At 69.7% G+C, this 19,884-nt stretch carries 19 protein-coding genes and 2 pseudogenes; 9 read left to right on the top strand and 12 right to left on the bottom strand.

Annotated elements, in window-relative coordinates; genetic code table 11:
* Nucleotides 1–103: 103 nt before the first annotated feature.
* Nucleotides 104–529: a hypothetical protein gene (locus tag ACZ7LU_RS07540; protein ID WP_471916006.1), complete on the bottom strand. Its 426-nt coding sequence runs from the start codon at nt 527–529 to the stop codon at nt 104–106.
* 149 nt (nt 530–678) lie between these two features.
* Here ACZ7LU_RS07540 and ACZ7LU_RS07535 point away from each other — a divergent pair, with 149 nt between their 5' ends.
* On the top strand, nt 679–1,293 hold the full coding sequence (locus ACZ7LU_RS07535; protein WP_471916005.1) for a class I SAM-dependent methyltransferase: 615 nt from the start codon (nt 679–681) through the stop codon (nt 1,291–1,293).
* Between the two features lie 173 nt (nt 1,294–1,466).
* On the opposite strand, the gene ACZ7LU_RS07530 is transcribed toward ACZ7LU_RS07535, so the two are convergent.
* The 3 genes from ACZ7LU_RS07530 to ACZ7LU_RS07520 form a co-directional block, all read right to left on the bottom strand.
* Nucleotides 1,467–1,679, bottom strand: coding sequence for a DUF6243 family protein (locus ACZ7LU_RS07530; protein WP_471916004.1), 213 nt, complete (start codon nt 1,677–1,679; stop codon nt 1,467–1,469).
* Nucleotides 1,680–1,895: 216 nt separating this feature from the next.
* Entirely contained in the window at nt 1,896–3,809 is a 1,914-nt protein-coding gene (locus tag ACZ7LU_RS07525; RefSeq protein ID WP_471916003.1) for a flavin monoamine oxidase family protein, read from the bottom strand.
* 212 nt (nt 3,810–4,021) lie between these two features.
* Entirely contained in the window at nt 4,022–5,908 is a 1,887-nt protein-coding gene (locus ACZ7LU_RS07520) for a CASTOR/POLLUX-related putative ion channel (RefSeq protein ID WP_471916002.1), read from the bottom strand.
* A 1,817-nt stretch (nt 5,909–7,725) separates the two neighbouring features.
* On the opposite strand from ACZ7LU_RS07520, the gene ACZ7LU_RS07515 reads away from it, so the two are divergent.
* A complete protein-coding gene (locus tag ACZ7LU_RS07515; protein WP_398303853.1) occupies nt 7,726–7,881 on the top strand; it encodes a hypothetical protein in 156 nt (51 codons plus the stop codon).
* Between the two features lie 45 nt (nt 7,882–7,926).
* Entirely contained in the window at nt 7,927–8,673 is a 747-nt protein-coding gene (locus ACZ7LU_RS07510) for a bestrophin-like domain (RefSeq protein ID WP_468084266.1), read from the top strand.
* A 299-nt stretch (nt 8,674–8,972) separates the two neighbouring features.
* On the opposite strand, the gene ACZ7LU_RS07505 is transcribed toward ACZ7LU_RS07510, so the two are convergent.
* A complete protein-coding gene (locus ACZ7LU_RS07505; RefSeq protein WP_471916001.1) occupies nt 8,973–9,407 on the bottom strand; it encodes a hypothetical protein in 435 nt (144 codons plus the stop codon).
* 357 nt (nt 9,408–9,764) lie between these two features.
* The gene (locus tag ACZ7LU_RS07500; protein WP_471916000.1) at nt 9,765–10,166 is read right to left on the bottom strand and encodes a hypothetical protein; all 402 of its coding nucleotides are present in this window, start codon (nt 10,164–10,166) and stop codon (nt 9,765–9,767) included.
* A gap of 715 nt (nt 10,167–10,881) precedes the next feature.
* On the opposite strand from ACZ7LU_RS07500, the gene ACZ7LU_RS07495 reads away from it, so the two are divergent.
* Entirely contained in the window at nt 10,882–11,226 is a 345-nt protein-coding gene (locus tag ACZ7LU_RS07495) for a hypothetical protein (protein ID WP_471915999.1), read from the top strand.
* A gap of 299 nt (nt 11,227–11,525) precedes the next feature.
* Here ACZ7LU_RS07495 and ACZ7LU_RS07490 read toward each other — a convergent pair whose 3' ends face one another.
* Nucleotides 11,526–11,918: a DUF1932 domain-containing protein gene (locus ACZ7LU_RS07490; protein WP_471915998.1), complete on the bottom strand. Its 393-nt coding sequence runs from the start codon at nt 11,916–11,918 to the stop codon at nt 11,526–11,528.
* A gap of 158 nt (nt 11,919–12,076) precedes the next feature.
* Between ACZ7LU_RS07490 and ACZ7LU_RS07485 the strand changes: the two genes are divergently transcribed.
* The gene (locus tag ACZ7LU_RS07485; RefSeq protein ID WP_471916500.1) at nt 12,077–12,508 is read left to right on the top strand and encodes a DUF4259 domain-containing protein; all 432 of its coding nucleotides are present in this window, start codon (nt 12,077–12,079) and stop codon (nt 12,506–12,508) included.
* Nucleotides 12,509–12,609: 101 nt separating this feature from the next.
* Here the strand turns inward: ACZ7LU_RS07485 and ACZ7LU_RS07480 are convergent, their stop codons facing one another.
* Nucleotides 12,610–13,269 (bottom strand): hypothetical protein, encoded by a 660-nt coding sequence (locus tag ACZ7LU_RS07480; protein ID WP_471915997.1) that lies wholly within the window; start codon nt 13,267–13,269, stop codon nt 12,610–12,612.
* Between the two features lie 328 nt (nt 13,270–13,597).
* Between ACZ7LU_RS07480 and ACZ7LU_RS07475 the strand changes: the two genes are divergently transcribed.
* Nucleotides 13,598–14,050, top strand: a complete 453-nt coding sequence (locus ACZ7LU_RS07475; protein ID WP_471915996.1) for a DUF6083 domain-containing protein — start codon at nt 13,598–13,600, stop codon at nt 14,048–14,050.
* Nucleotides 14,051–14,404: 354 nt separating this feature from the next.
* Nucleotides 14,405–14,839, top strand: a complete 435-nt coding sequence (locus tag ACZ7LU_RS07470) for a VOC family protein (protein ID WP_471110634.1) — start codon at nt 14,405–14,407, stop codon at nt 14,837–14,839.
* Here the strand turns inward: ACZ7LU_RS07470 and ACZ7LU_RS07465 are convergent.
* Both ACZ7LU_RS07465 and ACZ7LU_RS07460 read right to left on the bottom strand, forming a co-directional pair.
* Nucleotides 14,825–14,961 (bottom strand): annotated as a pseudogene (locus ACZ7LU_RS07465) (IS5/IS1182 family transposase); the annotation flags it as partial. The gene ACZ7LU_RS07470 and the pseudogene ACZ7LU_RS07465 sit on opposite strands and share 15 nt — an antisense overlap.
* 619 nt (nt 14,962–15,580) lie before the next feature.
* Nucleotides 15,581–15,742: pseudogene (locus ACZ7LU_RS07460) on the bottom strand (pirin family protein); the annotation flags it as partial.
* A 375-nt stretch (nt 15,743–16,117) separates the two neighbouring features.
* On the opposite strand from ACZ7LU_RS07460, the gene ACZ7LU_RS07455 reads away from it, so the two are divergent.
* Nucleotides 16,118–16,567, top strand: a complete 450-nt coding sequence (locus tag ACZ7LU_RS07455; protein ID WP_471915995.1) for a DnaB-like helicase N-terminal domain-containing protein — start codon at nt 16,118–16,120, stop codon at nt 16,565–16,567.
* An 8-nt stretch (nt 16,568–16,575) separates the two neighbouring features.
* Here the strand turns inward: ACZ7LU_RS07455 and ACZ7LU_RS07450 are convergent, their stop codons facing one another.
* Together ACZ7LU_RS07450 and ACZ7LU_RS07445 are read right to left on the bottom strand one after the other, a co-directional pair.
* Nucleotides 16,576–17,016, bottom strand: a complete 441-nt coding sequence (locus ACZ7LU_RS07450; RefSeq protein WP_471915994.1) for an OsmC family protein — start codon at nt 17,014–17,016, stop codon at nt 16,576–16,578.
* A gap of 49 nt (nt 17,017–17,065) precedes the next feature.
* Nucleotides 17,066–18,355, bottom strand: a complete 1,290-nt coding sequence (locus tag ACZ7LU_RS07445; protein WP_471915993.1) for a DUF6777 domain-containing protein — start codon at nt 18,353–18,355, stop codon at nt 17,066–17,068.
* Nucleotides 18,356–18,539: 184 nt separating this feature from the next.
* Here ACZ7LU_RS07445 and ACZ7LU_RS07440 point away from each other — a divergent pair, with 184 nt between their 5' ends.
* The gene (locus ACZ7LU_RS07440) at nt 18,540–19,838 is read left to right on the top strand and encodes a streptophobe family protein (RefSeq protein ID WP_471915992.1); all 1,299 of its coding nucleotides are present in this window, start codon (nt 18,540–18,542) and stop codon (nt 19,836–19,838) included.
* The last annotated feature ends 46 nt before the right edge of the window (nt 19,839–19,884 follow it).

The raw sequence follows: 19,884 nt of genomic DNA, 5'->3' as shown, positions 1-19,884 counted from the left end.
CTGTAGGGAAGGGCGTACGTGAGGCTGCTGCTCCCGGAGGCGCAGCGAAGCGACGCCGACCAGCGCTGTCGGGCACTGTCGGCTTGCGGGTGGAGAGACCCGTCTACGTTCTGATGATCTGGATTCCGTACAGGTCGACCGATGTGACGTCCTGGTGCGAGGTTCCGGCGAGGGCCGGGACGACGTGGGGAGGGCTCGGCGGCATGGACGTCGACTTGGGGGTGTGCGACCCCGGCGGGTCGGGACACGGCACCACCCCGCCCCTCGGATCCGCCGGCTGCCCCTCGTGGCAGCCGCGGTCCTCGGCCGGGGAGTCGGCCCGAGGCGCGACGGAAACGGCGGTCGCGCGGGCTGCGGTCTCGGGTCCGACAGAAGCGGAATCCGCTGCCCCGTCGATGCCGAACAGGGGAGCCAGGAAGACGAAGATCAGGGCGATCAGCGCCACGCGGACGGCGCGCCCCCGGGGTCGTGCCGTCCGCGTCGTCATGCCCCGGCCGGTGCGGGGACGGCGCGGGCAGCTCTGGCTCATGGCGGACACGCTACTAGCCTTGAACTTTCAAGTAAAGCAGCGTGAAGATCGGCGGCCTCGTCCGCGATGCTCCCCGCTCGGGCCCGGAGCTCTGCTGCGACCGGCTGAACGTCGGTAGCCACTCCTGCTGCTCGCCTACGCTGTCGGTCATGAGTCGTTGGGAAGAGTTGACCGGTGGGACGTCCGGAGAGGACTACGCCGCCCGGTTTGCCGCCCTGGCCGGCAGCGGCAGGGACATGCACGGTGAGGCACGGCTGTGCGCCACGCTGGTGCCCGCCGGAGCGAGGGTGCTGGATGCCGGGTGCGGTACCGGCCGGGTCATGATCCGGTTGGCGGAGCTCGGGTATGACTGTGTCGGAGTCGACCTCGACGCTTCCATGCTGGCCGTGGCGCGCAAACAGGCGCCCCACCTGCCCTGGATCCAGGCCGACCTGGCCACGTTCGACCCGGCTGAACTGCATGGTGGCGCGGACTTCGACCTCGTGGTGGCCGCCGGCAACATCTTCCCGCTCCTTGCCGCGGGCACGGAGGCCGCGGTGGTCAGCCGCTTGGCGCGGAGCCTGCGCCCGGGCGGCCTCATGGTCGCCGGTTTCGGCCTGGACGAAGCCCACCTGCCGGTATCGCCCACCCTGACCCTGCCGGAGTACGACGCCCACTGCGCCACGGCCGGCCTCACCTTCGTCGACCGCTTCGCCACGTGGGACGCCCACCCCTACGAGGGCGGCGGCTATGCCGTCAGCGTCCATCGGGCGCATCGCGGCTGAAAGGGAACGACCGAGAAACCGTCAGCGCCCGACGGTTCCCGGACTTTCGGGGCGCGCCGGGGGGCTCCGTCGAGCTGACCGGGACCAGCCGGCCCGGTAGTGCAGCAGGGCCCGGACCGCGCGTCGCGGTCCGGGCCCTGCCCCATGTGGTGCCGCCCCGCGGCGGCGGTGCGTCAGTTCTGTACGGTGTCGTCGCCCGCCTGCCCGGCGTCGCCCTCGGCCGCGCCGACCTTCTCGCGCATCTTGCGCACCAGCTCCGCCTTCTGGTCGGCGGCACCCTGGCGGTCGAGGTTCCGGTGCGGACCGTTGTTCTGCCGCTCGGCGCGGGACAGCCTCTTGCGCTTGCCGCCGCCCATGCCCACAGGGTTGTTGATGTTCTTGCTCACAAGTTCTCCCAAAATGGTGTGAAGTGCCTAAGTGTTCATCGGAGGGGACGGGCGCGGCCCCGTCGAAGGACGTCAGCGGAAGCCCGTCACGCTCTCACTCGTAAATCGGCGTCTGGAAGAACATGACCAAGACGTTACCTGGTTCCGTCGGCCCCGCACACCAAGTTGTTCGTGCCTAAGCGAGCCGATCCGACCCCCGTCGACACATGGCCCCTGTCATCTGGTGTGGACTTTCAGTGCTGTGCGGATCGCGGATTCGAGGGCTCCTTCGATCCATGCGGGCTTGAGGGAAGTGTGGCAGCCCGCGAAGTGCAAGGGGCCCTCGGAGGCAGGGATGTCGGGGAAGAGTTCGGTGTGCTGACCGGGAAGGAGGACGGATGCTTCCCCGTAGGCGTAGGGGTCGCGCATCCAGGACTGGGTGCGGCCCTTTCCCGTGTAGAAGATTTCGGTGCGCTGGCCGTACACCTCCTGAACACCGGTGAGCGCCAGGGGGTAGCGCTCCTCGTCGTCGTAGGCGTCCCACTTCAGGGCGTCGTCGGACCAGGTGTAGGAAGCGAGCAGAACTCCACCCGGACTGCCGGGAACGGGGTGGGAGGGTTCGTAGATGAAGCGATTGGGATTGTCGGTGATCGAGCCGCCGCCGATGACCCGCGCCGCTTCGGGCTGGTTTCGCTGGGGGGAACGGTGCGCTGCGTAGTGGATGCGCTGGCGCTCGGAGACCTGGCCCTCGGGGACGGAGGGGTGGGCGCCGAGCAACGAGCCGTCCGTAGGCGCTTTCCCGGCACGGTACGCCTCGTACAGACCGGGGCGTACGGCGTCGAGTTCGCGTTTCCAGTCCCGTTCGCTGAACTCCCACCAGCGGCGTGAGAACTCCAGGAGCACCTTGGTGGCCGCGTCGTAGTGGAGTTCGGTGATGGCGCGCCGTTTCCGGTAGGAGATGGCGGGTGTGAAGGTGACGTGGCGCAGCCCGGAGAAGGGCACGGTGATGATCGCCTCGTCGCCGGTGAACTCTTCGGTCACGGGCCGGCTCGTGCGGCTCTCGGAGACGGTGTGCACGGTGACGCCGCCGCCGGGCCGGTAGTCGATGCGCACGGCGCGCCGGTCCAGGTGTACGAGATCCCTCACTTGCTCGTAGAGGGCGTCGACGAGAGTGGCGGTGCCTCCGGGCAGCTCGTAGAAGGCGGTGCCCGGGCTGATCAATGCCGCGGAGAGGAAGCTGTGGAGGAAGGAGAGATGCAGGCGCGAGGTGAGGTTCTGGACGGTGCCGATCAGGTCGATGGTGTTCTCGTCGAGTCCGGCTCGTTCTTTGAGGTAGCGGTACATCGACCAGTGCCCGTACGTGTGGAGCACTCTCGCCCAGCCTTCGACGAGTTCGCGGCCGCTCTTGCCGTCGACCAGTGCTCTGGCCGGTGCCAGTGCGGCGCGCAGCAGGTCGGCCGCCGGGGTGTTCTCGTGCCGCGCGGGGACGCCGAAGGAGCGGTTGATGCGCCGGGGCCTGTCCTGATAGTCGGAGCGGCGGGCCCGGATGCCGTTGACGTGGATCCATGTGCGGTTCGCGGGCTTCCCCGAGGCGTCGATGTCGATGAGGTGGAAACGGCGACGTTCGAGGCCGAGCGCTTCCATCAGCCCGGTGACCAGAGGGTGGCTGTCGGGGATCCGCATCGCTCCGGCCTCCGCGTACTGAGCGGGGTCGGCGAACGGCTGGTCGGCATTCTCATGGCCACCGGTGCGGAACGTCTTGATGCGCCCGCCGACCCGGTTGGCGTTGGCTTCGAGCACGGTGACGTGGTGCCCGGCCTCGCGCAGGAGGTGGGCGGCCACCATGCCGGCTGGGCCGGCCCCGATGACCAGAACCTTCCTTCTCACGCCCCCACGGGGCAGGCCCTTGCGGAGCAGGATGTCGGTGTACGCGGGGGTGAGGGGCCTGTTGTGTTCGTCAAGGACGAGGATGGCCCGGGCGACTGCCAGGCAGGTCTGCCAGTCGGCGCCCCCGGCCGGCGTGGAAGGTGCGGCCAGGGGCGCGAGAGCGGGCGCGGCGGCCGCCTGCGGGGCGGAGCCGATGAGGCCGGCAGTCAGGGTGGTGCTGCCGGCCGCGGCCATGACGGTGCGCCTGGGAGGCTGTGCGTTCATGGTCACAGCCTCGCCCGGCGACCGTGTTGTCCTGGCCGGGACACCGCGCCGGAGAGCGCGGGTCACCCGGTCGGACACATGTCCCTCCCCACGGGCCTGACTCCGGGCAGGATCCCGCCCGTCAACCGGGCCGACCCGCAACGCAAAAAGGCCGTGTTCCCGGCCATCTCGCTTCTTTGGGACCCGAGCGGCGCAGAGTGCCTCCCCGGCGCTCAGGACTCGTCGTGTGTGCCGGCCGACAGAATGATGATCTGGTCGTCCTTGGTGTAGCTGACGCGTTCCGCCTTGTCAGGGTTGATCAGAACCCCGTAGTCGGGAGGCAGTTGGGCCCGGGCGCGAATACGGTGGCCGAGGGCGATCTCACCGCACCGGGCGGCCGCGGCGGTCACCGTGAAGAAGTCGGTGTCCGCCCCGGCCCGTACATAGCAGGCCATGGGACGCAGGCTGATCTGGACGCCCCGCGGTCCGAACAACTCGTCGAAGATCTGGCCCAGTCGGGGGTTCTCGGAGAGCTGGGCGAGGCACAGGCTCACCAGCTCGCTGCTCACGATGAAGTCGTCCGCCTTCGCCGCCCGGGCCAGGGCGCGGTTGCGGTCGTCGGCGATCTCCGTGGCCAGGGAGAAATCGTGGGAGTGCCGGGCCGCCAGATCGCGTAGCTTCAGCAAGGTGGTGAGGGTGCGGGCATCGGAGCCGCGGGGGTCCCGCTCGTTCGGGCAGACGACCATGACGTGGTCGTAGGCGCCGAGGCCGGCGGACTCCAGAACCTCCCGACGGGTGGTGTCGGCCTGGCGGAAGGACACTTCGGGGACGCTGTCGCCCGCGCCCGTGAGCACTTTCTCGGCGCCGGTGAGAACTTTCGCGGCGCCGGTGAGGTCGGTATCGGCGATCACGTCCACCCGGGATCCGGCAGGCAGCTGCGTCTGAAGCTGGCGGACGATGTCAGGCGCGTGTCGACTCCAGCCCACCATCAGGACCCGGCGGCCCGGCCGCTCGGGGACATCGGGGGGTGAGACCGCCGTCTCGTCGACGACGGGCACCGTTTCGGACAACACCACTGTGCCGTCGTCCTCGCTGATGGCGACGATCTGGTCCTGCGCTCGAAGCACTGTGTCGTGGCGGGGGTTGAGCCGTACGCGGCCGGACGCGTCCATCAGCCCGATCACGCACGAGGTCCGGTAGGCCGTCAGCGTCTCACCGAACGTCCGTCCGACCAGTTCGGGCTGCGGCTGCATGTAGATCTCATCGCCTTCGAAGTCCAACAGGTCGGTATAGACCGCGGACAGCCCGCACTGAAGGCTCATCTGCACCATCAACCGGGAGATGAACCCCTGAGCGCTGATGACATGACAGGTGGCACCGCCGGCCAGACGCGCCACGGACAGGTTCTGTGCCTCCTGGACGCTGGCCACGATCACCGGTGCGGCACTGGCCCCGCTCCGCCCCTGAGGAGCCTGGCTACTCCCCACGGCCAGCAGCGACTTGACGACCGCGATGTCAGGGTCGTCACCCTCTGGCGGGATCACGATGATCGCGCGTGCGGTCGAAGGATTGACGATCGCGATGTCGACCGGGTCGGTGGGGTCACCGCTGCGGCACACAACTCTGGTGGTGGCGGTATGTCCCACCCGTTCCCGGATCGCGGCTTCCATCTCCGGGCGGTCCTTCTCCGCGAGGATGGCCACACAAGCACGGCGCCGGCTGCGATTGGCCTCCACCAACTCGCCGAGCACGGTGTAGACATGGGGAGACCAGCCCAGCACGACCGTGTGCCCGCTCTCGGCGACGGGCGAACGGCCGCGGCGCAGGCGGGCCAGCTGGTTCTGGAGCCCCGCGCTGATCACCGGGATGAGCGTGCTCATCAGGAAGATCCCGCCGAAAGCCATCAGCGCCGCGACGGCCAGGAACGGAGCCGGACCCCTGTCCCTGGCAATCACCGCTGGGCTGATGACCCGCAGGAAACCGGACCACAGCCACGAGTCCCCACCCTGCGAAAACGCCCCCGTCGGAGCGAGCAACAACAGCAGCGCCCCATTGAGCAACACGAGTACACAGCAGGCAATGGCCAGCACTCCGATGAGTGCCGGCGTTCCGCGCGCCATGACATTGTCGAATCTGTACTGCAACCGCTGAAGCAACGTCGCCCCTCGACCTCGGCCCCGGCCCGCGTCTCTTCCGCCACCCGAGCTCAGCCCAGCTTGCGCCCCACCCCGAGGCTTGATCATCCGGCAGGGGCACGATCGCCCGCTCGGACGATGTCGTTCATCCATCCGCCCCACACCGACGACGGAGAGGCCGACCGCGTGGCGACCCCGTTGGAGTCGTGGGGGGGGCAGCGGTGCACTGGACCGGCTGTCGGCACCCCCGACCCTCGGACCGGGCCGTTCGGGTGACCGGCCGGGGCCGGGCACGGAGACGGGGGGCCTCCCGAAGGGCCCCTGATGCGCTACCTGACGGCTCTGAAAACGTTCGACCGGCACTTTCCCACGCCGGTGAGGTGAGGTCGGCACGAGGCCACAAGGGTGATTGTCATACCGCAACGGAGACAGCAGGCGCGTTCCTTTCCGTGGGAAATGCGGTCCTCGTCGAGCATGGCGGCATGCGTATCCGCTGGAGGAAGGCGTTGGTGTGGCCCTTGCACGTATCCGCACTGCTGATTCTGGCCTGCGCTGTCGCGGTGCCCGGTGGAGGACGCGCGAAGGCCGACGGCGCGGGGAACGGCGGCCTGGCACTGCAAGTGAACGTCAACTCCCGGCCGGGCACCGGGGCCATGCATCCCGGCATCCGGGTCGGTGACCCCGTTCACAAGGTCTACCGCCTGATCAATCGTACGGGGGCCGACCTGTTGAACGTGCGGGTGACCGACCCCGCCCTCCCCCGGGGCGTGGCCGTCAACTGCGGGGGACGGCACACGGTGGCGATGCTGCGTGGTCTCAGCTCGGCCACGTGCACGGCCGAGACGCGGGCCGCCCCGGGCGTCCAGGCAACGGACGTCACCGCCGTCGGTGCTGTCCGCGCCATGAACACGGAGTCCCGGGCCCGCGCACGCGCGGGATACCGGGGGGTGGGAGGAGTCCTGGCCCTCGTCCAGACGGTCGAGGTGGCCCCGCAGCGGGGCATCATCAATTACACGGTGACGAATCGGGGAGACCTCACCGTTCACCAAGTCCGCGTCAGTGACGCGCTGCCGCAGGCCAAGGCCGTCGACTGCGGGGCCGGCCGGCCGGTGGTGCCCCAGATCGCTCCCGGGCGCTCCGCTTCATGCCGTTCCATCGCTCATGCGGCGCCGGGCATCTATGAGAGCAGGGGCTTCGCCGAGGCCAACGACCTCACGCGGACGCTGGGACGTACCGGCGCGCTGGCCCCTCCCCCGCGCCTCACGGCACACTCCTCGGTGCGGTTCACCCTGCGGGCCGCTGCTGTTCGGCCCCCGCCACCCCCTCCGCCCGGAGCCCGGACTGGGCAGCGGACCGCTCCTCTTCCTCCCGGCGCGCGTCCTGTCCCCGCAGTGCCCGCGCCCGGCCCGCTCCCCGTTCCCCCGGAGGCCCGGCTCGCACCACCGCGTCTCTTCGTCGCGCCCCCGGGGATCCCACGCACCACGCCGGGTCTCTTCCTCGCGCCACCAGCGGCGCCACCCGCTCCGCCGGGGCCCCCGGGGCCGCCCGGGCCGCCGCTCGCCCCGCCGGGTCTCTTCCCCGTTCCCCCAGGTGCGGTCCCTTTCGCGCCGCCGGGTCTCTTCCCCCTGCCTCCGGGCACGGCCCCGTTCGCGCCACCGGGTCTCTTCCCCCTGCCTCCGGGCACGGCCCCGTTCGCGCCACCGGGTCTTGCGCGACCTCCAGCCGCTGCGGTCCGGCCACCGCTGCTGCGGCCAGTGGTCCCGCCGCCTCTCCTGGACCCCGATACCTCCAGCGTGACACCGGTGCGCCCCGAACACACCGCTCAAGATGTGGAGCTCCTGGACCGCCTCTATCGTCCAGGACACGGGCCCACCGGGACCGGCCTGGTGGCCCTCCTGTTCCTGATCGTGTTTCCGGCGGTCCTGGCAGCAGTCCTGCTCGGCTCGCGCCTGAAGTGACGCACGGACGCCCCGGTAGCCGCGCCGTACGCAGAAGGAGCGCTCATGACCGAAACGATCGCGCTGGTCCTGGGTGTGTCCATGCTCGCGGCCGCGAGCGTGCTCCTGCGTCACCGCTACTGGCCGAACGACGACGCCGAGCCGCGGGAGGACGTGGCCGAGTACATCGCGATGATGGTCGGCGTCCTGTACGCGTTGCTGCTGGGACTGTCGCTGGTGTCGGTCTGGGAAGGCAGGTCCAGCGCGGAGGAGCACGTCCAGAACGAGGCGAACGCGGCCCACGAGATCTACCAGCTCGCCGGGGGCCTGCCCGAGGCCGAAGCGGTGCGCCTGCGCGAGAGTGTGACGCAGTACGTACACCACGCGGTGCGCACCGAGCTCCCTGCCATGGCGGCAGGAGAACCTCCGGGGCAGGAGGGCTGGCGTCTCCTGCAGAATGTGCGCACTGCGAACCGGGCTCCCGCCGACGCGAAGGCGGTGGAGCAGGTCACCGTGCAAGAGGTGGCCAACCAGGTCTCGGTCATGGGGGACGCGCGCCGGGGCCGGGAAGCTGACGCACGTAACGGTCTGTCACCGGTCCTGTGGTTCGGCCTGCTGAGCGGCGGGCTGCTCACCATCGCCTTCATGTTCATGTTCGGGATCCAGCGCAGCGTCTCCCATGTCGTCATGGTGATGGGTCTCACCGGCCTGATCACCCTGACTGTTCTGCTCGTCTACCAGTTGGACCAGCCTTTCACCGGCCTCATGGCGGTCGACTCCTCATCCTTCAACCGGTACTTCCCCGGCGCGTAGCCGATGCGCCTCCGGGACGTCGCGAGGGTTCACTGATCAGGCCGCCGTTCGCCGTGAAACCGAGACGGGCTGGGTTCGACAGCGCCCGCGCCACCGGGGCCGCGGCGCCTACAGCCCCCAGCCCACGGTGGGCGACGCAGGGCGCGTGCCGAGGCCGCTGTCGCCGACCTTCCTGACTACTCGTCAGAAAGGTCAGCAACCTCCGAACTTGCAAAACCCGCCGCACGCGACCGGTGCGCCGGTCCCCCCCCCCCCCCCCCCCGGGGGGAGGCCGTCGGACAGCCGCGGGATGACCTGGGTCAGGCTCGGATGAGTGAGTCGATGAGCCCGCCCCATGCGGGGCCGTCCCACGAGATGATGACGTGGGTGCCGTCCTTGAACTCGAGGGTTCCTCGGGAGCGATCGGGTGCCTTGGTCTGACAGTTCAGGGTGATGACCGTTTCTTTCTTGTTCTTGTTCGGCTTGAGGGTGCCCGGGCAGGCGAGCTTGCCCGTGGTAGTGACCTTGTTTCCGGCGATCGTCATCGTCGCGATCGGGCTCTTATTGATCGGCTTCCACGTCCCGTCCATGCCGGCGGCTTCCGGAGCGGCGCTCTTCCTCTCCTCCTGCTGCGGCCTCTTACTGCTCTGGGCGGCCGGCTTCTTGTCCTCGTCGTCCTTGGAGTCACTTCCGCCGCAGCCGCTCAGCAGCATGGCGGAGAGCCCCAGTGCTATCCCGGCGGTGATCTTGCGCATCGAGTTTCCCCTTCGTGACGGCGCCATCGCACCGTTTTGTACGTTCGCAAAGTCTGTACTGCCGGTCGCGAGCTCAGCCCGAAGTCACGTCAGCACCATCACGCACGCTATCGCCTGGCCTGCAGGCGCGACCGCCTCGGTGGGTTCGTCAGGCAGCAGTTGCGGCGCGTGCTCCTGCAGGAACGCCTCAACGCCCTGACTGAGGGGCCGCACTCCCAAATGCAGGTCTGTCCCGCCGAACACCGGCTCTTCAACTGTGAACCCTTTCCAACCTCACGTTGGGGGCACGTGATGGAGGAGACTGCAGTGTTCCTCGCATACGTTGCCGGACTGCGCGTGACATCGGCGTGCGGGTGATCAGCTGTGGTCTGCGGCGCTGTTGTCGGTGATCGCTCGGAACAGCTGGCGAGCCCGCTCGCAGAACTGCTCGACCTCCGTGATGTCCGGCTCGTCTCCGTCCGCCAGCATGCGGGCCTGGAGCTGCTCGGACCGCAGTCCGCCGTAGCGGGCCCGCACCTCAGCGGTCACCGGCTGGACCGCGATGTGCAGGTGCTTGCGCGCGTCGCGGCCGTGTGACCACATGCAGACGTAGGTCTGCTCGGGCCGGCACAACGTCTCCACGACACGAGCGGTATCGCGCAGCAGGGGGCCGAGTTCTGCCGCTGCCGTGTCGTCGAGCTCCGCGATGGCCACGACGTGCTCCCGCGGACCGACGATCAGGGTGCCGAGGTTCATCGGGCCGACGACGTGGTTCACCACCCAAGCGGCGGTCTCATGCAGGACACCCCCGGGTAACTCCCGGCGCCCGGTCAGAAGGTCACACCCAAGACACCCCGTTACGTCCACGCGCATCAGCCTATACAGAGCCCGCAGCGACGATGTCGATGGCCAACTTGGCTGCGGAATGTGCCGGTTGGCCTGCGCGTGCGAAGGATCTCCCGCAGCGGACGCTGGGGACATGGACGGTGCCCTGATCGTCGTGCACCCGCCATCCGGCACGGGAGGCCGGCGTGGGTGACGTGGCGGGCCGGGCGGGCGCACCACTACGAGGCAGCCTGACGCTGCTCTGGTGATGTGCCGCGACGGAACGCGGGTAACCGACCAGCAGCGGCCACGGTGAACGGAGCGTGGCTCAACCGACGGAGGAGGCCAGGCTGTGGAGCACATGTACTTAGCCGCCGATAACCCCACGCCGTTCTGGCCCACGGGGGCAATCATGCTCGTCGTCATCACGCTCATATCCGGATCGATCGGAGTCTGGCGAACCCGCAGAATGAAGAGGGGCAAGAGGTACTGATCGCGGCTGAAGGGGGGCGGGTACTCAACCTGGAGCACTTCTTGTCCGAGTCGCGAGGTGTTCCGTACCGCCTGCGGGGAGCAACGATGCGCTGACCGCTTACAGGGTTACGCGCCTCTCCGCTGCCAGCTGCCAGCGACTAGCGTGGGGTACTCGTAGACGGAATGAGGAGTGCAGATGGTGACTCACACGCCGGCTGAGCGCGTCCTGGCAAGCTCATTCACGTCCGATGACGGCACGACCAGGTTCGGTGTAACCGACCTGACGGTGGACCACCACCCGGACCGCAGCGCCACGTTGACCTATCGGCTCAACGTCGAGCGGAAGGGGCATGCCGAGGAGTGCTGGGTGTTCACGCTCCCGTGGGGCGACAAGTCCTTTCTGGACCTGCTCACCTCGTCTGTCCCTGATCCCGAGCGTCTTCGACAACTGGTTCGTCTGGTTCATGTCCTCTTGGAAGAGTGGTGGGATACCAAGGGGTACGACCGCCGCATCGCGAAGATGGGACGCCGGTGTTCCTGAGCTGCCGCCAGGGGCAGTAGCTGAGCCTGTCTGGCATTGCAGCAGAGCTCGCCAGATGCGGGGGCTCCACCGTGAGGACAATGCTGCCCGGAGGGCGACCAGTTGCGGTAACCGAGACCGTTTTTCCCGGTTCGGGAGACGGTCTTGGAATCCGTCCGCAAAGACACAACATACCGCTGGCCCTTGTTGCCCGGTTCAGGACCGGGCAACAAGGGCCGCTTCGTGCTCCCCAGGGCAGAGGCGATGCGTGACGGTGCTCCTGGCCACATGGCCTCACCTGGCGGATTTCTTCGAATGCGTCAGGGCGAGGTCAGCGAGAGGCCCAGGGTGTCTGTCGCGTCCATCCAGTGGTTCTGGATGGCGGCGGCCGCGCGCAGCATGTCGTCGGGAAGTCCGGCCTTATGGAGCATGTCGGCGGCCTCGATCAGTTCCGAGGCCCACCGCCAGGCGCTCGCTGCGGCCTTGGGGATGTAGTCGGTCTCCATTACGTACGAGCCGGGCCTCTTGCCCGCGACGGCGAGCAGTTCCTGGTCGACACCGTGGTCGGCGGCTAGGCCGTAGGAAACGGCGGCCAGCACTCGGGACGCCTTCTGGTACGCGCCGTAGGAGAGGAGCTTGAGCGCGCTCGCCTGCCGGACCCGCTCCCCCAGGACCCGCGTCGCCACGTCCGTCCCGGCGAACAGCTCCTCCACCGGCTCAGTCTCGGCGCCGGAGAGATAAAAAAGCTCAAGCGCCAGATGTTCCGACGTGTTGGCTTCGCCCTTCTGCGGAAACGCGTACTGCTCGCACAGTGATCGCAATGTCAGCAGCTGATGCGAAGATCCCGGCGCAACTACACGAGGAGATCAGCATGGGCACCTGGGACACCGGCCCCTTCGACAACGACACGGCCGCGGACTTCGCCGACGATCTCGACGACGCCAAGCCAGAGGAACGCGAGGCACTGATCCGTGGCGTCCTCACGCGCACCCTCGACGCCACCGGCTGGCTCGCTGAAGGAGATGAAGCGATAGCTGCAGCCGCACTGATTGCCGCGCAATGCCCTGACGGCGAGCCAATCGATACAAGTTACGGCCCTGAAGAACCCATGCCCGCCTTCCCTAGCGATCTCCGGACGCTCGCGGACAGGGCCCTCGCTCGCATCATCAGCCACGAGGCAGGGACAGCCTCAACCTGGGTCGACCCGGAAGACCGGAAGCACTGGCAAGCCAAACTCAACCGCCTTCGTACAGTCCTTGCTCCGCCATCCCCGTCCATCCCGCTGTTCGATGTCGAGCGGTAACAGAGCGCCACCCGTCACAAAACCTGAGCCAGAGCCGAGGTTGGTGTACACGCCTATGGTCTGGTCGAACTACTGCACGTTCCCGAGGTCGGTGCCATCGCTCATGGTCGGTGTCCTGACTTCTCGGTGGTGTCATAGATGGCGCGGGTCTGGGACGTGCGGGTGAGAAGGCCTGTGGTGGCGATCCTGCGCAGGACGGCCCTGGCGCGCTTGTCGTCTACGCCGTGTCCGGCCAAGCCCAGCGTGGTGACGGTCCGGGCGGCGTCCCAGACTCCACCCTCCTCTTCGATGGCCTTGGTGACGATCTGCTGGTGTGTCATTCGGACGCGGGTGTCTCGGATGGTCTGCGCTAGCCCTTCGGCCGCCTTCCGCATGCGTTCTGTCTGCTCGGGTGAGAGGGCGCCGCCCGCGAGCTGCTGTTCGATGCTCCGGCTGACTTCCTTCAACCGGTCGACGTCGGGGAGGACTTCCGGCTCAGCCGAGACCACCATGTGCGGGTAGGCGGCATTGAGCGCTGCGATGGTGCGGCGCCGGGCCTCACCGATGCGGACGCCTTCGGGCAGGGCGGGCCAGACTGCGTCGAAGGCTGCGTCGATGGCCGTGTCGGGGATGCTGGTGGCCTTCATGCCTGCGGGGACGATGGAGGCCAGGCGGCGGCCGCGTCGGGTGATGTGGGTGACAGTGCCTTCGTAGTGGGCATCGTCGACCAAGTCTCCGATCTGGGCGCGCACTTCCTCGATGCCGAGTTCCTTCTCTTCCATACTCGAACCTTAAGGTTCACAAGGTGTGGGGCGCCAGGGGTTTGACGAAGAGCGAAACCGGCTCCGACCTGTCCGACCGGAGGATCGTTCCCTGACACGCGCATGACGTGTGTTGAGCGCTCAGGACGACGCCGTGGTCCGACAATTGGTGAAGGGGCGGCCGGACACGGACCCGAAGGCGCTGTGAACAGGCCGCCCGGGCCCACCGCGGCCGGGCCGCTGTACGGCCCGTGTGGCGCCCGTGACGCGGTAGGCCCGGCAGCGCCCCTCTCGTCCGCCCAGTTCACTCCCTGGCGCCGCCACGACCCTCCTGCCGACTGTGGAGGGCATGGGGGAAGACCCGCACATCCAGTCCGTACCCGAGCCCGACCGGCCGTGGGAAAACGTGGACCGGGCGCAGGCCGCCGACGACGGCGCGACCGGACCGGCACCGCCCGTCTGCCCCGACTGCGGGCTCAAGGGCGACCGGTACCCGACATGGACGAACGCGTGGGTGCTCCTCGAGCCAGTCGATCCGGCCGAGACACTGCCCGCGCACATGGTGCCCGCCCGCCAACGGTGGCTCATCGAGAGCGACGGGCACGCCTGGAACACCCACGACGCCGAACCCACGCCGGGCGCCGTATGCCGCATCGCGCACCGCCTGGTCTTCCCAGGCCTGGCCCCGTCGGAGCGGCCCGACCCGTGGCCGTGGCTGACGGTCTGGCGGCAGGAGAACGAGCGGCGAGCGCAGCGCAAGGCGGATGAGGAGGGGTTCGGGCCGCTGCCGGACGCCGGCTGACCGTGGGGCTGCCCCTGCCCAACGGACGCCGCCTGCTGTCCCACCGCCGACGGCCCCGCTCGCGGCCGCGGTTGCGCGCCTGGTTGCCCAGTCCGGCGGGCGGCACCGACGGATGACGGGAAGCCGTACACGACGCCGGGGGTCCGGGCTGGTGGTGGAGGCAGCCGCGGGACAACGCGGCATGCGACGTTGGCGGTGGCGGTGGCGGTGATGAGAGTGCGCTGACCACTGAGACCGGCTGACTTCTCGGAGCTGGAGCGCGGGCTGGGTCCTGTCCAGCGGATCACGAGAGACCGGCGATAGCCGCTCCGTTGGCCATAAAACCTTGTCAGAGGCGCGCGGTACGGTCCTGCCATGGCAGCCAAAATCGATCTGACGCTTGATTGCGCGGATGCACAGCTCCTTGCTGCATTCTGGAAAACGGCACTGGGCTACATCGACGAGCCACCGCCCGCTCCCTTCAAGACACGCGAGGAGTGGCTTGCGCAGTTCGACCTCCCGGAAGACGACACCGAGGACGATGGCGCGTGGCTCTGCGATCCCGATGGCGTCGGCCCTCGCCTGTCCATCCTCAAAGTCCCGGAGTCCAAGACGGCAAAGAACCGGCTCCACATCGATGTCCGGGTGCCTGGACACGGCAGCCCCGAGGAGCGGTGGGCGCGGATCAAGGCAGAGTCAGGCCGCTTGGTAAAGGCGGGCGGGAGGGTCTTGGAGGAGTGCGACGGACACCACGTTGTGATGGCCGACCCCGAGGGCAATGAGTTCTGCGTTGCCTCAGCGAAGCCATAGTCGCAGCGCGACACGGTGACCGTGCCGTGGAAGACGTAGGCGCGCTTGTCGTATCTGGCGGCCACTGCCCGGAAGTTCTTGAGCGCGTTGATCATCCGTTCAACTTCGTTGCGGCGCTCGTAGATCGTCTTGGCTCCGCCCAGGTGATCGGGCCGGGTGCGGGGTGACCACCGCCCTGGCGGGCAACAGCCCGGACCCGGTCGATGCCCGCTGCCCGGCCCCGGCCTGGCCGAAGGCAACCGGTGCGAGTCTGTGTACCTACTCACCCGGACTGCCTGGGTGCTGCTCGCACAGGTCGGTGAGACACAGCGCACCACGAACCGATGCCACGTCGGAAGCGGTGCGCCCGTGCGGAAGGTGAGCTTTCTCGCTCAACGCCGCGCAGGGCTCAGCCCGTGGCGCCGTCTTGGGCCGTGGACAAGCCTCCTCGACCAGTCAGCGCCAGACGGCCAGCAAGCGAAGCAATGCCGCTATCACCGCTCGAAGCATGGCGGTGCCTGCCCTCCCACCAGCACAGCCAAGGGACCACCGACCTGATTATTCGTCAATTGATTCGGCAAAGGGTCAGCATGAGTACGAGTAGACCTGGTCGCACGCGCCGACACCCGCAAGCCGCGACCCGCGGTCGGACCGATCACATCTGGGATCGGTCCAGCCCTTCCGGTACGCCCGCCGCGGGCGATCACGACGTCTCCCGAGCGACGTCCCGCTCGCCTGCCCCAGACGCAAAGCCTCGGGTCGGCGCACCCGTCCCCGCGGCTTCAGCGGCACGTTCGGCAGTTCGGGGGCCGACAGCGGGGCCCCGTCGTACCCCTGCACGACGCCGAAGCGGTCGCCGGTCATCCAGTCGTTGCGGGCCTGTGCGATGTCCTCGTGCGTGCGGCCGATGAAGTTCCACCACATCTCATGCAGACAGGACGTTCGTACAGGTCAGCCGCCTTGTTCGCTGCGAAGGGTCAGCATCGCCCACCTGACGTTCGCGCGACCCTTGCCGTGTGGCGGCGATACCCCTCTGGCATCGAGACGGGCATCAAGGAGGTCCGCCGCCCAACCGATCGAGCCAGGCATGAGGTGGCGCGATTCGCTGTTGAACCCGGGCTGCGCCCGCTGGATCTCCATGGCCGAGGCCCTCGGCCGGGGCGCCACCGACCGCCGCGTACCGACCGTGTGCGCCGACGGCGAGCCCGAGCCGTTCCCCTCCGGCTCCCGCAAGACCCCAAGCGACCCCGCGACCATGGCATCTGGAAGCCGCATCCGCCCGCCAACTCGAGTGTCGGTGTGGTGGACGGCTGGGCCGAGAGAACCGTCCACCCCGAACACCCCGCCGCCCAGGCGACGCCCACGCAGGGTGTCCAACGCCTCGACGAGATCAGCCTGCTGGAGCCGGGCCACTTCTCCAACCACACGTACGGCGAGCTGTTCCGTGCCATGCGCTCGGCACCGGCCCCCGCTGCCGAGCAGCACCGCACGAGCCCCGGCTGGCTGAACACCGTCCTTGCCGCGACCCGCCCCCATGCCCCCGGACTGACCGCCTCCTACCCGAACACCCTTATCCAGGTCTGCCCCTGGCCGAGCCACGCGGCCACGTATGCCCGGATGATCCGCGCCGATCACGCCCGCCGCAGCCTGCGCCTGCGTGCTGTGCGCATGGCCCAGAGCGGACACACCGGCCTGACCACGTACCTGGCGGCCTTCGTCGAGCGCATGGCGAAGGCGGTGCGCGCCTGACGGGTGTGTCAGGCGTCGTCGGTGCCTTCGGAGACGGTCACGGTGACCGGGGTGCCCGCCTCGACCGTGCGGCTCACCGTGCACAGCCGGTCGTGCGACGTCTTCACGGCCCGGGGCAGGATGGTGCGGGCGCGCTCCCCCGACGGGCCGTCCGGGAACGTGACGTGGAAGGCGACCCCGAGGTCCGACATCCGGTTGCCGCCCTCGTCCTCGACCTTGGTGCCGGTCACGGTGACGGTGAACGCGGCCGGTTCCTCATGACGGCTCGTGGCGACCTCCACGTCGGCCGCGCTGCAACCGCCGATCGCCGCGAGGAACAACTCGACCGGCGTGAAGTCGGCACCCCCGCCGGTGCCGAAGGTCAGCGTGCTCCCTTGGGCGTTGGTCGCGGTGAACCGGCCGGGGCCTGCCCGCTCGATGGTGACGGAACGCAGTGCATTGTCAGTCATGCGAGGAGAGTACTGTCCCGCCGTCGCCGGCCCGGCGACATCCACTCGCTCACGGGCTCCCGTCCGCCTCGGGGGACGACGGCGGCGGTACGGGCTCGGACGCGGGCGATTCTTCCTCGACCGAGGAGGGCGGCTGCGTGGCGGGCGAGGAGGGCGGCGCCGATGAGGAGGGCGGCAGGACCGACGAGGGCGGGCACGAGCTTGCCGGGGGCACCCCGGGGGACCGCGCGTCGCACGGCAGCGTACTGGCCGTCGAGGTCGACTCGTCGGGGGACGGGGTGTCCGGGTGCAGTGAGGGAGGCCTGGTCGCCGGAGGCTTCGTCTTCTTGTCGCCGGTGCCCGTGTCGCCCTTGGCCCGGGTGAACCAGTCACCGCTGTCCGGGTCGTACACGACGAACTGGTTCACGACCTGGGCGGCGGGCGCCACGACCACGACGTTCGAGGACCGGTACCCGGGCCACGCGTCGCCCGTCTGCCGCGGTGTGCTCTTCTGCGCGACGGGCGGCAGCAGCGGGTTGCCGCAGGCGCAGCGCACCCGCGGCACGCCGTGGTCGTCGACCAGTACCGCGGTGCCGGTCTGCAGCACCGCCTGGTAGCCGGTGGCACGGCCGTCGCGGTAGCCGTGGTTGGTCACGCGGGTGTCCAGCCGCAGGTGCACGGGCGTGAGCGAGCGCAGGTAGCGGGGGACAGCGGACGGTTCGATGTCGAGGACGGAGGCGAACGCCTTGTTCTTCGCCGGGTCCTTCTGGAGCGCGCCGACCTGCTTCTCCACATCGCAGCTGCCGACCTTCCGCGTCCCGCCGTAGAGACCGGGCGCCGCGCCGTCGACGCCGCGCGTCACGTTGGCCGAGGCGGACGAACTGGGCAGCCCGCTCGGGGAGGGTGGCGTGGAGCCCTCGCGGGCCGTCGACTGGGTGAAGGGGTCGGGCCCCGACTTGCCCGCCGGCTGGAGGAGGACCTCGCCGCCCGACTCCGACGAGCCCTCGGGGCGGGTGAGGACGACGGCCAGGATCACCGCGGCCACCACCGCGGCGGAGATCGCCGCGACGCGGGGCGCCGACTTCCACCACGGGCGACCTCCTCCGCGACCGGCACCGGCGCCGCCCCCGCCCGGGCCGTCGGACCCTCCGCCGCGGCCCCCGCCACCGGCCGGACCGCTCGGCGGGCCGCCGCTCGGCGGGCCCGAGGGCCGCGCACCACCCGGAGGCGGCGTCGAGCCGGCGGCGCTCGCGCCCGCCTGGGTCTCGCCCGGCCCCGAAGGGCTCGGCTGCGAAGGACCCGAGAGCGGGCCCGAAGGGGGTCCTGTGGGGCGTCCTGACGACGGCGGTTCGACGCTCACGAACACTTCCCTGTGTGGGGGGGGATCGGCGACGTACCTTTTATTCCGGTACGCGCCTATTGTGTGCCCCGACGTCCGGGGCCCCGCAAGCCGACGCCGGTCGGCCCTTCCGAAAGCCCTCTCGAAGCCCTCCCGAAGTCCCTCTCGAAAGGCGGACCGGTCCCGCGCTGCTTAGCGTGGCACCGTGAGCGAGCAGACACCGCCGCGGCGGGCCGGGGCGCAACGCGCGGAGCAGGGCCGACGGGCCCCTCATGGCTGGCCCCATGCCCTTGCGGCCGTGCTCGCCTCCTTGGCGGCCATGGCCGTCGTCGCCGGGCTCGGCCTGTGGGCCGCGGGAGCCGCCGACCTGCCCGGCGGGGCGTTCCCGAGTGTCGTCGCGGCCGTCGTCGTGATGGCGGTCGGCGGCTCCGTCGGGCTCTCCGGCGACGCCGGGATGATCGCCGAGACGGACGCGGGGCTCTCCGTGCTCCCGCTCTCCGTCAGCCTCGTCGGCGCTCTGGTGGTCGCCGCCGGGTTCCTCCGGCCGCTGCGGCACCGGGCCGTGGCCGACGTGCGGGAACTCGCCGGCTGGGCCGCCCGGATCGCGGTGCTGTGGGTGCTGCTGCTCACCGGCCTCGGCCTGCTGGCCCGGCACCGCTTCGCGATCGCGCCCGGCGACGGGCCCGCCGGGGAGATCGGCGATCTGCTGGACTCCTCGCCCGAGGTCGGATTCAAGACGGACGTGCCGCTGACCCTCGTCTTCGGACTGCTGTGGCTCGCGGGCATCCTCGTCGTGGCACTGTCCGTCTCGCGCGGCGCCCCGCTCCCCGCGCGCCTGCTGCGCTTCCAGGAATCGGTGCGTCCCGCGGCGTACGCCATGGTGTTCCTGCTGCTGTCGTACGCCGCCCTGGGGCTCGCGGCCGGCCTCGTCGTGGCGGCGACCCGCGGCCATGCCGCCGAGACGTTCGCGGTGCTGCTGCTCGGATTGCCCAACCTCGTCTGGCTCGCCTTCACCCTGGGGCTCGGCGCGTCCTGGGAGGGCCGGGTCGACGGGCCGTTCGGCCTGCCCATGCCGCGGGTCCTCGACGAGGTGCTGCGTACGCCGGCCGATTCCACGCTCAGTTTGCGCACTCTCGCCGAGCACGACGGGCGGGTGTGGTGGCTGCTGGTCGTCGCGGCGGTCCTGGTGCCGACGGCGGCGTTCCTGATGGCGGCCCGCTCCCCGGCACGGATGCGGGCCTGGCAGCACGCCGTGCACATGGCGGTGGCGCTGGCCCTCACCGTGCTCGCCGTCTGTCTCCTGGCGGGCGTGTCGGCCCACTACGGGCTCTCGCTCCTCGGCATCGGGGATCTCGGCGGGGGCCTGTCCGGCCTCGTGGAGCTGCGGCCGCACCTCTGGAAGGCGCTGCTCTTGGCCGTTGCCTGGGGTCTGGTCTCGGGGTTCCTCGGCGGGATGCTGGCGCGGCGGGTCCATCGGCGGGGCGAGGTGCGGCCCGGGGCCTGACCTGGCGCGGGCTGTCCTGGCCTTGAGCGGGCTGTCCTGGCCTGGC

This window comes from Streptomyces sp. NPDC039462 (assembly GCF_055639375.1).
This window is presented reverse-complemented; position numbering and strand designations above follow the sequence as displayed.

What these genes read in the sequence shown, in the direction of transcription:
- ACZ7LU_RS07505 (WP_471916001.1), bottom strand. Translation starts at nt 9,407, where the DNA reads ATGCGCAAGATCACCGCCGGGATAGCACTGGGGCTCTCCGCCATGCTG.
- ACZ7LU_RS07480 (WP_471915997.1), bottom strand. Translation starts at nt 13,269, where the DNA reads ATGGAAGAGAAGGAACTCGGCATCGAGGAAGTGCGCGCCCAGATCGGA.
- ACZ7LU_RS07525 (WP_471916003.1), bottom strand. Translation starts at nt 3,809, where the DNA reads ATGAACGCACAGCCTCCCAGGCGCACCGTCATGGCCGCGGCCGGCAGC.
- ACZ7LU_RS07540 (WP_471916006.1), bottom strand. Translation starts at nt 529, where the DNA reads ATGAGCCAGAGCTGCCCGCGCCGTCCCCGCACCGGCCGGGGCATGACG.
- ACZ7LU_RS07510 (WP_468084266.1), top strand. Translation starts at nt 7,927, where the DNA reads ATGACCGAAACGATCGCGCTGGTCCTGGGTGTGTCCATGCTCGCGGCC.
- ACZ7LU_RS07520 (WP_471916002.1), bottom strand. Translation starts at nt 5,908, where the DNA reads ATGGCGCGCGGAACGCCGGCACTCATCGGAGTGCTGGCCATTGCCTGC.
- ACZ7LU_RS07475 (WP_471915996.1), top strand. Translation starts at nt 13,598, where the DNA reads ATGGGGGAAGACCCGCACATCCAGTCCGTACCCGAGCCCGACCGGCCG.
- ACZ7LU_RS07535 (WP_471916005.1), top strand. Translation starts at nt 679, where the DNA reads ATGAGTCGTTGGGAAGAGTTGACCGGTGGGACGTCCGGAGAGGACTAC.
- ACZ7LU_RS07495 (WP_471915999.1), top strand. Translation starts at nt 10,882, where the DNA reads ATGGTGACTCACACGCCGGCTGAGCGCGTCCTGGCAAGCTCATTCACG.
- ACZ7LU_RS07485 (WP_471916500.1), top strand. Translation starts at nt 12,077, where the DNA reads ATGGGCACCTGGGACACCGGCCCCTTCGACAACGACACGGCCGCGGAC.
- ACZ7LU_RS07450 (WP_471915994.1), bottom strand. Translation starts at nt 17,016, where the DNA reads ATGACTGACAATGCACTGCGTTCCGTCACCATCGAGCGGGCAGGCCCC.
- ACZ7LU_RS07470 (WP_471110634.1), top strand. Translation starts at nt 14,405, where the DNA reads ATGGCAGCCAAAATCGATCTGACGCTTGATTGCGCGGATGCACAGCTC.